The sequence below is a fragment of the Yersinia sp. 2542 StPb PI genome (genome assembly GCF_048593855.1).
Lineage (GTDB): Bacteria > Pseudomonadota > Gammaproteobacteria > Enterobacterales > Enterobacteriaceae > Yersinia > Yersinia enterocolitica_E.
The window spans coordinates 1-13326 of sequence record NZ_JAZGQA010000130.1 but is presented as its reverse complement, the minus strand read 5'-3'; the positions used below and the strand labels follow the sequence as shown (position 1 = coordinate 13326).

The window sequence follows — 13326 nt, the reverse complement described above, 5'->3', positions numbered from 1 at the left end:
ACCGATCCTTGTTGCTATTCATCACTTTAATTATTTCCTCACTTATGTTGTCAAAAGCTTCATTTTCATTTTCTATTCCAAGATAGCCTGCATATGCACTTATAACAATTCGTATTACTTCTGGGTGATAGTAAATTGACTCGACAGAATGAACAGCTAAGGTATAAACCCGCCGAGATAAAAGAGAGGAAATTTCACCTTGTGTTTTATTATCATTATCAACTAACCCATAGGCTTCAACCCACTGAAGGCTACGGTTAGATGCGATACCAACAACAGAAGCCTCAACATCCTTACAGCTTCCTTTTGGTATTACACTAAAATCATGAAATAAAGATGAATATATAGATAAATCAAGGCTATTTTGATCACCCTCTACAAAAAGGACCTTTCGCCTTGAGCCGAAGATGCTTTCTTTTATCTCTTCAGGTATGTCATCACTACCATCTAATACATCTAAAGTCCAAGATGATGGATCTTTCGAAACATACTCACAAGACCTAAGTAAAATAACTTTTGAATTGATAAAAAGACGGGAATAGAATTTCATGAGTCGAGATTAAAAATGAACAATCACTTCTTAAAGAGATTAGCTCACTAAGAAGAGGGAGTGTTATTGCCTGATGTAGGTGCCTTTCAGGCTCATCCATAATGAGAGCGTACCAGGCTCTGACGTAAGAATGTCAGCGGCAATAAGCAACGCATTTTTCTCTCGATCAGACAACTCAGCAATACTGTATGCGACATCATCATTATAACTGCGGTTCTTAACAATGAAATTGTCATCTTTATCAACATGAATAGATATATCCATGTTTGATTTTTCTATCAGAGAATTAATTACTGCAAGAGGCGATTCAGGAGCTTTAAATTCCGGATCATTTAAAGTATTGCTATCATACGCAGACTCTATATCTCTAGCTCTTCGATTAATGTGCCTTTTTAATTTTGCCACCACCATTCTGTTAGTACTTTCGCCTTGATATAACTTCCACCTAGAATCAACTAGCGTACGATAGTGTCTATTGCTTTGATTTAAATTCTCAATTTCACTAGCGGTCATATTAATAACTGATTCACTGAACCAATTCTGCCTGTGTGCACTTATAATTTTTACATGGTTATCTGGTAATTGCCTATGAAAATGATTAACTAGCGAAGATTTCCCTGAACCGTTTGATCCAATAAGGAAAACAACATCACCATTATCAATATCTACAGTTATGTTACCAACACCAGTTTTATTTAGTTGTAAAGACTTCAATTTAAAACCTCTCTATTCCTAATAGTAAGTTGCTCGACTGATATCTAAAGATAACCAAGGTTTCTCTAGCGATGGTCTTCCTCCTCCCTTGCTTCTGGTACCTGAACTTCGCGTCGTCAGTGATGTCTGGATCTTCGAGCCCTGGAATATGCCGCCCAGCCTGCAAAAACAGGCTGAACATCTGTCAGGCGTTACCTTTTGTCTGCCGCTGGTCGATTTTGCCGTAGCGCATCATCAGGCAAAGACTGCAGTCTCCACAATCCGGCAGCGACACGGGCTGGCGCCGGCGCCGGGATTTCGCGAAAAATCTAACGGTCAGCATGTTAGGCGATCTGACGCAGGCGAAAAATCAGGCAATAAGAGGAATAAAGACACGAAACAGCTCGATTTATTCTGACAGCATGTCTGGTTTTCAGCACTTGATCATCTGGCCAGTCCGGCAAATGTCCGGCCATAAGGTGGCGGACATTCAATCCGCATGGACTTCCTGGCTGAGAATACGGGCGCGGCACACATCCAGAATTTCATCTGCCAGAGCGGAATCATCAGGGCAAGCACGGGACAGCACCAGGGCGCCGACAAGATGCGCAATGGTATCTATGAGGTCAGCGCGCGTTCCATTTTCATCTCCCAAAAGTGACAGTTGACGTTCAATCCCTGCCGCAAATGTCGCCTTGATTGACTCAGACTGACGGGCTGTATCCGCGCCCAGTGCCGACATCACACAACCCTTTCCCATATCATCGCGATGTTGGCGGGAGAGGTAGTATTGAATAAATTTTTCCCGGTTCACACCTGCCGTGCTTTCTGCGGATCGCGTAAAACCGCAGCTCATTGCCTCCGCCATTAGATCAGCCTTAGAGCCAAAGTGCTTGTAGAACCCGCCGTGGGTTAAACCGGCCGCTGACATCAGTTCCGCGACACCCACGCCATCGTAACCGCGCGCACGAAAAAGTTCTGAGGCCGTTTCAACAATGCGCATTCGGTTTTCACGAACCTGCTCTTTCGACACTTTCATGTTTTTCAATCCTCTAAAAATATAGGGGTAAGTATACATTGATGATGGTCATAATCAAAAGAATTGACTTTAATGATTATGATCATCATCATTAAGTTAAGACTTCAACCACCATTAAGCAGAGGGAATAAACATGACCAACCAACCATTATTTCAACCCTATGATCTTGGGACAATAACCCTTGCCAACCATATCGTGATGGCACCGCTGACGCGTAACCGTGCCGGAGCAGGTCTGGTTCCCGGCGAACTGGCAGCGACTTACTACGCCCAGCGTGCCACCGCAGGATTGTTGATTACCGAAGCCACGCAGATCTCAGCTCAGGCGCAGGGCTATCAGGATACGCCGGGGATCTATACGCAGGCTCAGATCGATGGCTGGCGCAAAGTGACTGACGCGGTGCATGCCAAAGGTGGGCGCATATTTGTACAGCTGTGGCACGTAGGACGAATTTCGCATGTCGATTTACAACCTGGTGGCGCTGCGCCGGTTGCTCCGTCCGCCATCCGTGCCGAGACTAAGACCTTTGTGAACAACGGATTTGCTGACGTCTCTGAGCCACGTGCGCTGGAGTTGCAGGAAATACCGGGGATTATCGACGATTTCAGAAAGGCATCTGCCAATGCCATTGCCGCCGGATTTGATGGCGTAGAGATCCACGGCGCGAATGGTTATCTGCTGGAACAGTTCCTTAAAGACGGCGCCAATCAGCGTACCGATGAGTACGGCGGCTCTGTCGAGAATCGGGCGCGCCTGCTGTTAGAAGTCACGGCGGCCGTTAAAGAGGAGATTGGTGCTGACCGCACCGGCGTGCGCATTTCACCGGTTTCGCCTGCTAATGCGATTTCGTGCAGTGATCCGCAGCCGCAATATGATTACGTCGCTGACCAACTTAGCGCATTAGGTATCGTGTACCTCCATGTGGTTGAAGGCGCTACGGGCGGCCCGCGTGATGTATCACCGTTCGATTACGACTCCCTGCGCCGGCGCTTTAAAAACACCTACATCGGTAACAACGGCTATGACCTGCCGCTGGCGACCGCTCAGCTTGCAGAAGGCAAAGCCGATCTGTTCGCGTTTGGTCGTCCGTTCATCGCCAACCCGGATCTGGTCGAAAGGCTGAAGACGGGCGCACCTCTGGCCTCACTCAATCCTGAAACACTTTATGGCGGTGGCGCAGCGGGATATACCGATTACCCGTCGCTGACTGAGGCCAGCAAGTAAAGCAGCAGGTGTCACGGTTCTGCCTGCATCGCACATTGCGAATTCTGTTTACACATTAATAAAGAAGATCAACTTATGACTAAAGCTTCAGTTCTTATTACAGGCGCATCCACGGGTATTGGTGCTGTTTACGCTGAACGGTTCGCCCGCCGGGGCCACGACCTGGTTCTGGTCGCGCGCGACAAAGCGAAGTTAGAGATACTGGCCGAGCGTCTGCGACAAGAAAATGATATTTCTGTCGATGTTCTGCCTGCAGACCTCACACAAACGGGTGATTTAGCCGCGGTCGAAGCTCGCCTGCGTGAAGACGCACAGATTGGCATTCTTATCAATAATGCGGGTATCGCGCAGTCCGGCAGTTTTACAGAGCAGACGCCCGATTCGATAGAAAGCCTTATCGCGCTTAACGTCACCGCCCTGACCAGACTCGCCAGTGCTGTGGCACCACGCTTTGTGCAAGCGGGTGAGGGATCGATCGTCAACATCAGTTCTATCGTAGGCCTGGCCCCGGAATTTGCCATGACGGTTTACGGCGCAACCAAAGCCTTTGTCCTTTTCCTGTCTCAGGGAATGAATGTAGAGCTGTCATCTAAGGGCATTTATGTCCAGGCGGTGCTTCCTGCCGGCACTTACACGGAAATCTGGGAGCGTGCGGGTATCGATATCAGTAACTCGGCAAAATTCATGGAAGTGGGCGAGTTAGTGGATGCCGCACTGGTGGGCTTTGATCGCCGTGAACTCGTCACCATCCCGCCTTTACATAATGCAGCCCGCTGGGACACCCTCGATGCTTCGCGTCAGGCTCTGCTTTCAGATATCAAGCAAGATGAAGCCGCAGAGCGATATAAAGCTATTTAGTCAATAAGTTGCACTCTGCAGAACGGTCTTTTGGCTGTTCTGCAGAGAGGTAAATCCGACATAAATCCCTTACAGCGTGTCGTCTCATCTTTGATGAGAAACTTCAAACACATCATGAAGCCCTTATTCAGCAATGACAAAAAAACGTGTAGCACTGGTTACAGGCGCTTCCTCAGGTATCGGCGAAGCGTCTAACGGGTAGATCCTGTTTGCAGTATTTATCGAGCTATTCCTGGGGATTGCCTTTGTACTCAGCAACAGATCCGCTAAGAAAAATTTCACTGACAAACGCGACAGGGTAAACGACAAATGAAAACTAAGACGATGAAAGCATTTACATTTAAATGCTATGGTAAATCTCCTGAATTGGGGTTCGATAACATAGATTATCCTTCACTCAACCCTGATGAAATGCTGGTTAAAGTTTACGCTGTGGGTTTGAACCCGATTGATAACATGATCCCAACCGGAATATTTAAGCCTGTTTTGCATTTTAAACTCCCCGCCACATTGGGCAGTGACTTGTCCGGGGTTGTTGTTGCCGTGGGGAGTCGCGTGACGCGTTTTACGCCAGGCGACGAAATCTTCGCCAGCATATTCGACAGGGGAACGGGATCTCTTGCCGAATTTGCGGTGGTGCCTGAAAGCGCCGCAGCCATGAAACCCGCAAACCTGGATTTCGTGCAGGCCGCTTCACTCCCGATGGTGAGCCTCACCTCCTGGCAAGCGCTGACAGAGCGAGCCAGGTTGCGGCCTGGTCAGAAGGTTTTCATCCCGGCAGGTTCCGGGGGAATTGGCAGTTTTGCGATCCAACTGGCGAAACACCTTGGCGCAAAAGTGGGAACGACAACAAGTTCAGGCAACGTCGGGTGGGTGAGTGGTCTTGGCGCAGACGAAGTGGTTGATTATAAAAAGCAAGAATTCGAAAAGGTGCTGAGTGGTTACGATATCGTTCTCGGCACTGTCAGAGGCGATTTAATTGAAAAATCCACCCAAATTCTAAAGTCTGGTGGAAAGATTGTTTCTCTCACCGGGCCGTTAGATACCGCGTTCGCACGGGCTCGGGGACTAAACTTCTTGCTGCGTTTTGTTTTCGGGCTGATGAGCCGCAAGATTATGCTTCTTACGAAAAAACGGGGCCTGACCTATTCATTTCTCTTTGTCCGTCCTGATGGCAGTCAACTCACCCAAATCGGCAAACTCATAGAAGCGGAACAACTCAAGCCTGTGATCGACAAGGTGTTCCCCTTTGCAGAGGCGAAGGAGGCGCTTACCTACCTTGCTCAGGGACATGCGAAAGGAAAAGTGGTTGTTAAGATGCAGGAGTGATAACGAGTAAAATGTGAATCTGTTTAAAAGAAAATCGATAGAATCAATCTGCACTAATCTGGCGATATACAAGGGCCATTAAGGATAGCGTTGCGTCGACCAGTTGAACTCACAGCCAGAAGCAGACAAATGTACGCCACATAGTGACAAATAATACCACACAGCTATCATGGCAATATGATGTCAATTAACGGATTATAAGATTATGATAAATATGGAAGTATGTACCCAAATTCATTACCCGATATTACTGAAGGTCTGGGAATCATCGGTACGTGCTACACATGATTTTTTACAGGAACAGGATATTCAGGCGCTACGCCCCCTGATACTGCATACGTATCTTCCTGGTCTGACAATTATGTTCGCTCGTCTTAGCTGTGACAGTTCGATCGCGGGCTTTATAGGGGTAAGCGAAAACCGCATTGAAATGCTTTTTGTGGATGCAGATCAACGCGGAAAAGGCATCGGGAAATTACTCCTGCTACATGCTATCGACGAGCAGGGCGCTGATGAGCTCGACGTAAACGAACAGAATCCTCAGGCTGTTACCTTCTATAAAAAACACGGTTTTGAAACTGTGGGTCGTTCTGAAGTTGACGGCCAGGGCAGGCCATACCCTTTGTTGCATATGAAGCTACGGGGAACATAATCTTCCCATACAAAAGCTCATAGCCGCCCCTGATTGTAGCCGTGGGTAGATTTGTGCCAGTAACTGACATGTCCAATAACACGTTGTGTTAATCAATAAGGAACAAACACATACGTAGGCTTTCACCTCCTCCGTTCTACTCGTTCACTCAGACATTAGCCAAAATAAGGTTTCAACACTTCCTCAGTCCAATTCATAAAAGCCCTCACTCGTTGCGACAGATTGCGCCGGTGCGCGACGACGAAAGATGCATTTAGCGGCTTGGGCCGCAGATTGGGAAGGACTTCAACCAATGTGCCACATTTGATATGGGGTACGAGCGCTGAATAACCTCCCTGAATTAAACCCAAACCCGCCAGTCCTGCTTCGTGGTAGGCCGGTACGCTGTTGACCGTCATCGTGCCGGGTAACATCAGCGAATTGTAGCCATCACCTGACGGATATTCCCATCCGTCAGGTTTCGCGCCAAAATTTCGCATGTAATGAACCATCTTGTGTCCTTGATTAAGAAGATCATCAACCGTCTGTGGCACACCGAAGCGTTTCAGATAGCCTGGACTCGCCGCATTGATCATCCGTAATTTTCCCAGCGGCCGGGCAATCAGGGTCTCATCAACAATGGGGCCCAGACGAATTACGCAATCAAATCCTTCCAGAACCAGATCAACACGGCGGTCAGTACTTGAAAGCTCAAGTTCGAATTCCGGGTGAGCATCCAGTAGTTGCGGTAGTGCGGGAATAATGACACTTTGTGCCAAAATAGCTGGCATATCAACACGTAAACGCCCTCGCAGTGACATTCCGCCAGGTGAAAACATTGACTGCAGTTCGTCTGCTTCCGCCAGCAGGTCTCGTGCACGCGAATAAAAAATGCGGCCATCTTCGGTCAACTGCACAGTCCGCGTGGTGCGGTGCAATAGCGTAGCGCCTACGTCATGTTCGAGCTCGCGCACTACCATTGAAGCACGCCCTTTCTGAATACCAAGGCTTTCAGCTGCCTGGGTAAAACTCTTCATTTCTGCCACGCGCGCGAAAATGATCAGTGCCTCAAGATTTTTCATTGTTCCTCTTTAAGATAACAGTGCGTTAATTTTTAGGTTATTTATGGCTACTGTAATACTTAATAGACTGTCTTCACACCGCGTTATCCAGCGCAGACACTTGCTGAAGGCAATTATCATGACTCAAACCCTTTCAATGATTAAATCTGTAGTCGTCTATCACTCTGGCTATGGGCATACAGAACGGATGAGGTAAGCGCTCTGCCTCCTTATTATCCGGGATGGATGATTGAGCATCAGGACGCCGCTCGCTGCCAGGCATCCTCCAGCCCTCAGAAACTGAATGTGATTAAAACGTTGTAAAAACCCCTATCCCGTTGCTTGCATGTTTGCCTGTAGAACTGCATTGCGCTGGAATAAACCACGTCTAACAAAAGAGATAAAGAAATGAATAAAGGTTATTTGATCGCGCATGTCACCGTATCGGACGCTGTTGCCTACGCCGAATATGCCAAGGCTGCCGGAGAAGCAATGCAGGCGTTCAGTCCTAAGGTTATTGCCTGGTCTGGGCAGTATGAAAACCTTGAGGGAGAATCACATGAACGGCACGTCGTTTTTGAGTTTGCATCTTNTGCCGAGGCCAAGCGTTTTTACGAGAGTCCTGAATATCAGGCAGCCAGAGCAATACGTACAGGTGCTGCGACCGGAACTTTTGTGCTGGTTGAGGGAGGGGCTTAATTTTAGGAGTAATGCATTTTAATGCATTAAAAAGAAAAGATAACACCGCAATAGCACTAAGGGCCTGACCTTAGTGCTATTGCGATTAGCGGTCTATGCATGTATTCGTTTAAGGCATCCAGAAAAAACAAGGTTTAAGTGGTGGTCAAGTAAGTCTGAATGGCATGCGAGCACCTGATTCTACTCTATTCTGGGTGCGAGTAGTGCTACGTTTGGGCTTTTTGTATGGTATTCGGTCTTATCTCCAGACTTATCATTATTTACAGCAATGATCCCTCATTTGTCATTGTGGATCATTATTTCTGCGGGTGTGGCTTTCTATTGCATAAATGCGGCGGTTGAAAAATGGGTTTTTCGCGGAATCCTATTCAAGGAACTGAGTTCTGAACGTGTTTCAACAGAGTGGGTCATACTATTACAGGCTATATCGTTTGGTTGCCTGCATTGGCAAGGTATTCCAGGTGGCAAGGCTGGGGTGTTACGCGGTTATCCAAGGATGGATACGCTGGGGGTCAGGTGGCTTGCTAGCTCCTTGGAAGTCTCATGTTGTGGCAGATCTTGTTATTTTTTTCGCTGGTACTACATAGCCTCTAACCTGCTCCCGTTGATTAACTCACAGAATGTGAGTTAATCAACGGGAGCAGTGAGAACAATCCTGAACTTCCGCTCTTCGCTCATAGCCGACATTTTCTAACTTAGTGGGCTGGTTAGTGCCAGGAGCGGACATTGCTGACATAATTTATGTCAGTCAATTAGGAGCAACTCACGCATCATCGATGTTGAAAAGCTGGACGTCACAAACGCACTCATTGTGCTTCGGTTGTTGTGGTAAGAGGTGGGGGATTAGTGACTTAACTTCAGGAGCCTCGTCCTATTGACAGAGGCCAGTCATACGATAACTAAAATAAAGAAGCAGAATATTCCTTCAACTTTGAAATTATCATATTTATCTCATTTTTTTCAATAATTATATCCTCAATAACAGGATGCTCTATATTTTCCCAAACGCGCCTCTCATCACGGTCAACTAACATAGATACTTTCCCACCTAAAATTCGAACGAAATCTTTGTTTGAAACGGCAAAAAAACATGCTCCAGACTCGTTAATAATCGTGGGTGATGCACGAAAATCAAACACCTGATCAGGATATTCATTATCTTTTGTTGACTGTGGATAGGCTAGTGTAAATAGAGTATCAAAAGCCTCATCTGTCGATGCATTAAAAATTCCATCATCACATGGCTGAGTTACGAGAGCATTCTCAGGATCAATAACATCATAAAAATCAACAAACAATGTTGATGTGCGGATGTCATTTGGGTACATATTCCCATTTACAAAAAAATAAAAAAAACCATTCTTAATAGATTCGCCCCACTGCGGAATATATTCCGCCCAGATAGCAAAGCGATATGGGTCACCGAAAATCATATTTACCTCCATCTTCCATACAACCCAAATTTTTTTAACTGTGGTTAGCTTATCACTCTTTTCAATGAAAATGATGCCTATCCCGTCCTTACAGACTAATGCCATAAGCCAGCATTTTTATTCGGTAATTGATGTGCATAACTTTTTTGTCCATTGCATAGATCACTGTGACAAGCCTCCCTTCTTTAAGGATAGCGTTGCGTCGACCCGTTGAACTCACAGTAAAAAATGTATATTCATGGCTATCTCCGCGCCTCCACGAAAGAACAAGATGCGCTCCGGGCAAAAAATCGCATGAAAGCCTTTGTGGAAGAGAAAGGTTTTCGGATGGCCAGCTGGTACACCGAAAATGTGTCCGGGCCGTCACTCCAGCGGCCAGAACTGTTACGGCTACTCGATGATGCGGCACCGGGTGACATAATTCTTATCGAACAGGTATACCGACTCTCCCGACTGGATGAGGACGGCTGGCAAAAGCTAAAGCACCTTATTCAGGACAAAAGGCTTGTCGTTGTTAGCCTGGATTTACCCACAATTCATATGGCACTGACTCCGAATGCACCTGATGAGTTTACTCTGGCCATGCTGAAAGCCATTAATGGCATGATGCTGGANATGTTGGCTGCTATTGCGCGCAAAGATTACAGTGATTGACGTCGGCACCAGGAAGAGGGGATAGCCAAAGCAAAAGCCGCAGGGAAATTTAAGGGACGGCAGGCAGATCGTCTTTTGCATGAGAAAATAATAGAGCTACGCATCAAAAATGGTCAAAGTCTCAGGGATACAGCAAGGCTCACTGATGTATCTGAAAGAACCGTTATACGAATTGTGAACAAGGCAAAAGATGCTGTTGAAAGCAACAAAGTTAAATAGGTGAACGTCCATTTTGCAAGCTGGGAGTTTTTAGGAAATGTTTCAAAAAAAATAGGAATTCCCCCTAATGTGCCGCACTGACGGGCGAGGTTGAATTCCAACGGACAGCCTCACCCTACTGCGCAAAAAAACATGTATTCTAGGGAGATAAGATATTCTTCGGGTATCTAACTAAAAGCTGAGTGCCTGTTTGAGATGTACTAAATAAGTTAAACCCCCTATTTTTCAACATCTTTATCATTTGAGTCGATTTGATGAAACATTTGGCCACGAAAGGAAAATTGTCATTGGTGTCTATCCAGTCGGATAGCACCATGGAAGGCAAAAACCAGATGTAACCTACTCTTTTTCTTTCCTTATTTGAATGGTGGGTAAGAATGAAAAAGTAATGACCCGAATGTCGGCCAGTTTCTTCCACACTATTCATATCTCTAATCCCGTTTAAGGAGAAGGCCCAAAACTAGCAAGATATTGTATGTAATTAATAGTGATAATTAGCAGACCTGAGACTTTTTGTGGAAATGAGCGCGGAACCCCACCCCTAATAAGGAAGTAGAATAATGAAAGTGATCTTATGTTCGCTGCTTGCGATTGCCCTGATCGTGCCTGTACACGCAAGGTCTGCATCCAACGCACGGGCAACTGCCAAAGTGGTCGAGTTTCTAAGCTGGGAACGTAAACTCAAACCGAGTGGCATCTATCAGGATGATCTGGACGGTGCACTGCCAACCATTATCTCAGACGAGCTGCTCTGTTTGCTACACGCCGCCTCGGCTGCGCGAGAAATTGCCACGCGGATGACTCCAGACGAAAAGCCCCCCTTTGTTGAGGGCAACCCTTTCCTGCCCAATGCCTGGGATTATGTATTGGGTTCTAAAATTATTTCATCCCACCCCACAGCTCACAGCAGGGACCAGAGCACAGTAAAGGTGCGCTTCACCTACGGCACGGTTAGGGGAAAAACCTATAGCTATACTAGCACCTACCTGGTGCGGGAAGAAAACAAGAAAGCCCGTATTGCTGATATAGATGCAGGTGGACACTGTGATTTCTGCCAATCCGGGAGCTTGCGCGCTGCTTTGTACGAGACGCTGGCAGCCTATCCAGCCTCCGGCTATCAGCAGTGTAAAGCTCTGGCAGGATAATACAGGGTTTGGGGAGCAACGGTCCCCTCCCCCCTAAACAGCCTAAACTGTCGGATAAACGACAAAAAGAGCTGTGCCGAATGCACGAAACCGACCAATATTCTATCAGCGATCTGGCAGAGTTGTTCGCAACAGTTTACCGAACACTTTCGCGGCATAAGACAATATGGGAAATCTAAACCGAAGAAAGCAGCCAGCATGCTGCCTTATCAGATTATTTACAATCGTCGGAGATCTTTACCAACGCAGCGTTGAGAACAGCATCATTCTCAGAAGCAAACACAGCGATCCCCTTTACTGGTTTACCTTCTTTCAGGGAACCAGAGGTTAAAACCTCATCAACCGTATCGAGTTTGAATTCTTTCTTGTCTGGAGAGTAAGCCTTCAGGCAAAATTTCGATAAATCAACAGTATCTGCTGATAACTTTGCTATGGAGACCTTAAAGGTTTTAGTGTAGGCAGTTTTATCACCAATGGATATAGACCCCTGAGATTGTTCAGTGGCATATACGGCGATATTACTAGGAGTAGAGGCGTTTGCCGCAAAGCAAAAACCAGTCAGAGTTAGAGATGCAATGATAGCCGAAACCTTCATATCAATTCCTTTTTGTCAGTTAATTGTCTGGATTACTGTACGTATGCAAGATGCATCCCTCTGATTATCCAACACATACATTGGCTTCAGAGAGAAAATCTAATGGTCGTTTAATGAACTGGGAGTCTGACTGTTTCCAAATCCGGACCGTTGCAGTTAACCTAGAAAAACTCAACATTACCGCTAGCAAGGTGATACATGCTGCCAACTATCTTAATTTTTTTCTGGTCTTCCAACTTTTTCAGTACTGGACTTTTTTTACGGATATTCTCGATAGTGAGTTCGACATTCTTTCGGGCAACAGCATCGACAAAATCGTAATTGCTACCTTTACGTTCTCCACTGTACTCAGTTTTTTCGATCGCCGGTTTAATCTCATCCAACAACCCCGTTAGGTTACCTAGTTCGGCATTATCAATAGCACCGCGCACAGCACCACAGCGGGTATGCCCCATAACCAGTACCAGTTTTGCGCCAGCAAGGGCGCAGGCAAACTCCATGCTGCCCAGCATATCTCGATTACTGATATTCCCCGCTACACGGGAGTTAAAGGTTTCTCCAATTCCTGCATCCAGCACAATTTCTGCTGGTGCACGCGAGTCGATGCAACTAAGGATCACCGCGGCAGGGTATTGACCAGCGATACTTTTGCGTTTCTGAGCTAGGTAATCGTGTTTCGCCAGACGATTTTCCCGAAAGCGCAGGTTACCCTGTTTAAAATGTTCGATCACTGCATCCGGTGTCATGCCATCACGTTCTTCTTGACTTAATGACGCTGCAAAGGAGATCGCTGGTACCAATGACGTCACCAATCCGGTAATCGATAAAGCAGAGACAGCAAGTGTTTGTTTCAGGATTGTTCGGCGTGAGGGTTGAGCCGGTTGGTTATGTTTCATAATGTGCTCCAGTCAAGTCTGTTGAGTTAATTAAGGTTATTCGGATAGAATGATTAATTTCGTAATAATGATTGTGCTTAGATTGGTCGGATGTGCAATAGAATGCTGGCGATAGTGCTGCCGAAATAATGTTTTCATTTGCATTCATTGTAAACCGGAGAATATTAGTAGCTAGGCTAGCTATTACATCTAACCGGAGACAATGTATTTCCTTCCTCGCAATATTTTTTAAGAGAAAATATGACACCATATAATCCATAATGATATTATGGATTATATTTATGCGCTTTTCTTTAGGT

At 46.3% G+C, this 13326-nt stretch carries 15 protein-coding genes and 1 pseudogene; 9 read left to right on the top strand and 7 right to left on the bottom strand.

Annotated elements, in window-relative coordinates; translation table 11 throughout:
• Together V1952_RS15175 and V1952_RS15170 are read right to left on the bottom strand one after the other, a co-directional pair.
• Window positions 1–550 (bottom strand): DUF4435 domain-containing protein (locus V1952_RS15175; protein ID WP_420075030.1); only part of this gene is annotated, 550 nt, incomplete at its 3' end.
• Between the two features lie 63 nt (window positions 551–613).
• The gene (locus V1952_RS15170; protein WP_420075029.1) at window positions 614–1264 is read right to left on the bottom strand and encodes an ATP-binding cassette domain-containing protein; all 651 of its coding nucleotides are present in this window, start codon (window positions 1262–1264) and stop codon (window positions 614–616) included.
• An 88-nt stretch (window positions 1265–1352) separates the two neighbouring features.
• Between V1952_RS15170 and V1952_RS15165 the strand changes: the two genes are divergently transcribed.
• The gene (locus tag V1952_RS15165; RefSeq protein ID WP_420075028.1) at window positions 1353–1661 is read left to right on the top strand and encodes a hypothetical protein; all 309 of its coding nucleotides are present in this window, start codon (window positions 1353–1355) and stop codon (window positions 1659–1661) included.
• 72 nt (window positions 1662–1733) lie between these two features.
• Here the strand turns inward: V1952_RS15165 and V1952_RS15160 are convergent, their stop codons facing one another.
• Window positions 1734–2282: a TetR/AcrR family transcriptional regulator gene (locus V1952_RS15160; protein ID WP_420075027.1), complete on the bottom strand. Its 549-nt coding sequence runs from the start codon at window positions 2280–2282 to the stop codon at window positions 1734–1736.
• Between the two features lie 133 nt (window positions 2283–2415).
• Between V1952_RS15160 and V1952_RS15155 the strand changes: the two genes are divergently transcribed.
• From V1952_RS15155 to V1952_RS15140, 4 genes are all read left to right on the top strand, one after another.
• The gene (locus V1952_RS15155) at window positions 2416–3507 is read left to right on the top strand and encodes an alkene reductase (RefSeq protein ID WP_420071052.1); all 1092 of its coding nucleotides are present in this window, start codon (window positions 2416–2418) and stop codon (window positions 3505–3507) included.
• A 75-nt stretch (window positions 3508–3582) separates the two neighbouring features.
• Window positions 3583–4365 carry an SDR family NAD(P)-dependent oxidoreductase gene (locus V1952_RS15150; RefSeq protein WP_420075026.1) on the top strand — a complete coding sequence of 261 codons (783 nt, stop codon included), beginning with the start codon at window positions 3583–3585 and terminating at the stop codon, window positions 4363–4365.
• A gap of 309 nt (window positions 4366–4674) precedes the next feature.
• Complete coding sequence (locus tag V1952_RS15145) at window positions 4675–5694, top strand: NADP-dependent oxidoreductase (protein ID WP_420075025.1); 1020 nt, start codon at window positions 4675–4677, stop codon at window positions 5692–5694.
• 205 nt (window positions 5695–5899) lie between these two features.
• Window positions 5900–6346 (top strand): acetyltransferase, encoded by a 447-nt coding sequence (locus tag V1952_RS15140; RefSeq protein WP_420071055.1) that lies wholly within the window; start codon window positions 5900–5902, stop codon window positions 6344–6346.
• 155 nt (window positions 6347–6501) lie between these two features.
• On the opposite strand, the gene V1952_RS15135 is transcribed toward V1952_RS15140, so the two are convergent.
• Entirely contained in the window at window positions 6502–7407 is a 906-nt protein-coding gene (locus V1952_RS15135; protein ID WP_420075024.1) for a LysR family transcriptional regulator, read from the bottom strand.
• 387 nt (window positions 7408–7794) lie between these two features.
• On the opposite strand from V1952_RS15135, the gene V1952_RS15130 reads away from it, so the two are divergent.
• The gene (locus V1952_RS15130) at window positions 7795–8085 is read left to right on the top strand and encodes a DUF1330 domain-containing protein (RefSeq protein WP_420075023.1); all 291 of its coding nucleotides are present in this window, start codon (window positions 7795–7797) and stop codon (window positions 8083–8085) included.
• A 268-nt stretch (window positions 8086–8353) separates the two neighbouring features.
• Window positions 8354–8716 carry a type II CAAX prenyl endopeptidase Rce1 family protein gene (locus V1952_RS15125; RefSeq protein WP_420075022.1) on the top strand — a complete coding sequence of 121 codons (363 nt, stop codon included), beginning with the start codon at window positions 8354–8356 and terminating at the stop codon, window positions 8714–8716.
• Between the two features lie 268 nt (window positions 8717–8984).
• Here the strand turns inward: V1952_RS15125 and V1952_RS15120 are convergent, their stop codons facing one another.
• Window positions 8985–9518 (bottom strand): immunity 42 family protein, encoded by a 534-nt coding sequence (locus V1952_RS15120; RefSeq protein WP_050915042.1) that lies wholly within the window; start codon window positions 9516–9518, stop codon window positions 8985–8987.
• Between the two features lie 228 nt (window positions 9519–9746).
• On the opposite strand from V1952_RS15120, the pseudogene V1952_RS15115 reads away from it, so the two are divergent.
• Window positions 9747–10391: pseudogene (locus V1952_RS15115) on the top strand (recombinase family protein).
• A 560-nt stretch (window positions 10392–10951) separates the two neighbouring features.
• A complete protein-coding gene (locus V1952_RS15110; protein WP_050915036.1) occupies window positions 10952–11536 on the top strand; it encodes a hypothetical protein in 585 nt (194 codons plus the stop codon).
• Window positions 11537–11750: 214 nt separating this feature from the next.
• Here the strand turns inward: V1952_RS15110 and V1952_RS15105 are convergent, their stop codons facing one another.
• Together V1952_RS15105 and V1952_RS15100 are read right to left on the bottom strand one after the other, a co-directional pair.
• Window positions 11751–12131: a DUF4354 family protein gene (locus tag V1952_RS15105; RefSeq protein ID WP_050123319.1), complete on the bottom strand. Its 381-nt coding sequence runs from the start codon at window positions 12129–12131 to the stop codon at window positions 11751–11753.
• A 161-nt stretch (window positions 12132–12292) separates the two neighbouring features.
• Entirely contained in the window at window positions 12293–13027 is a 735-nt protein-coding gene (locus tag V1952_RS15100) for a carbonic anhydrase (protein ID WP_050123321.1), read from the bottom strand.
• Window positions 13028–13326: the final 299 nt, after the last annotated feature.

Coding starts and splice junctions, on each gene's coding strand:
- V1952_RS15160 (WP_420075027.1), bottom strand. CDS start 2,282: ATGAAAGTGTCGAAAGAGCAGGTTCGTGAAAACCGAATGCGCATTGTT.
- V1952_RS15155 (WP_420071052.1), top strand. CDS start 2,416: ATGACCAACCAACCATTATTTCAACCCTATGATCTTGGGACAATAACC.
- V1952_RS15150 (WP_420075026.1), top strand. CDS start 3,583: ATGACTAAAGCTTCAGTTCTTATTACAGGCGCATCCACGGGTATTGGT.
- V1952_RS15145 (WP_420075025.1), top strand. CDS start 4,675: ATGAAAACTAAGACGATGAAAGCATTTACATTTAAATGCTATGGTAAA.
- V1952_RS15140 (WP_420071055.1), top strand. CDS start 5,900: ATGATAAATATGGAAGTATGTACCCAAATTCATTACCCGATATTACTG.
- V1952_RS15135 (WP_420075024.1), bottom strand. CDS start 7,407: ATGAAAAATCTTGAGGCACTGATCATTTTCGCGCGCGTGGCAGAAATG.
- V1952_RS15125 (WP_420075022.1), top strand. CDS start 8,354: ATGATCCCTCATTTGTCATTGTGGATCATTATTTCTGCGGGTGTGGCT.
- V1952_RS15120 (WP_050915042.1), bottom strand. CDS start 9,518: ATGATTTTCGGTGACCCATATCGCTTTGCTATCTGGGCGGAATATATT.
- V1952_RS15110 (WP_050915036.1), top strand. CDS start 10,952: ATGAAAGTGATCTTATGTTCGCTGCTTGCGATTGCCCTGATCGTGCCT.
- V1952_RS15105 (WP_050123319.1), bottom strand. CDS start 12,131: ATGAAGGTTTCGGCTATCATTGCATCTCTAACTCTGACTGGTTTTTGC.
- V1952_RS15100 (WP_050123321.1), bottom strand. CDS start 13,027: ATGAAACATAACCAACCGGCTCAACCCTCACGCCGAACAATCCTGAAA.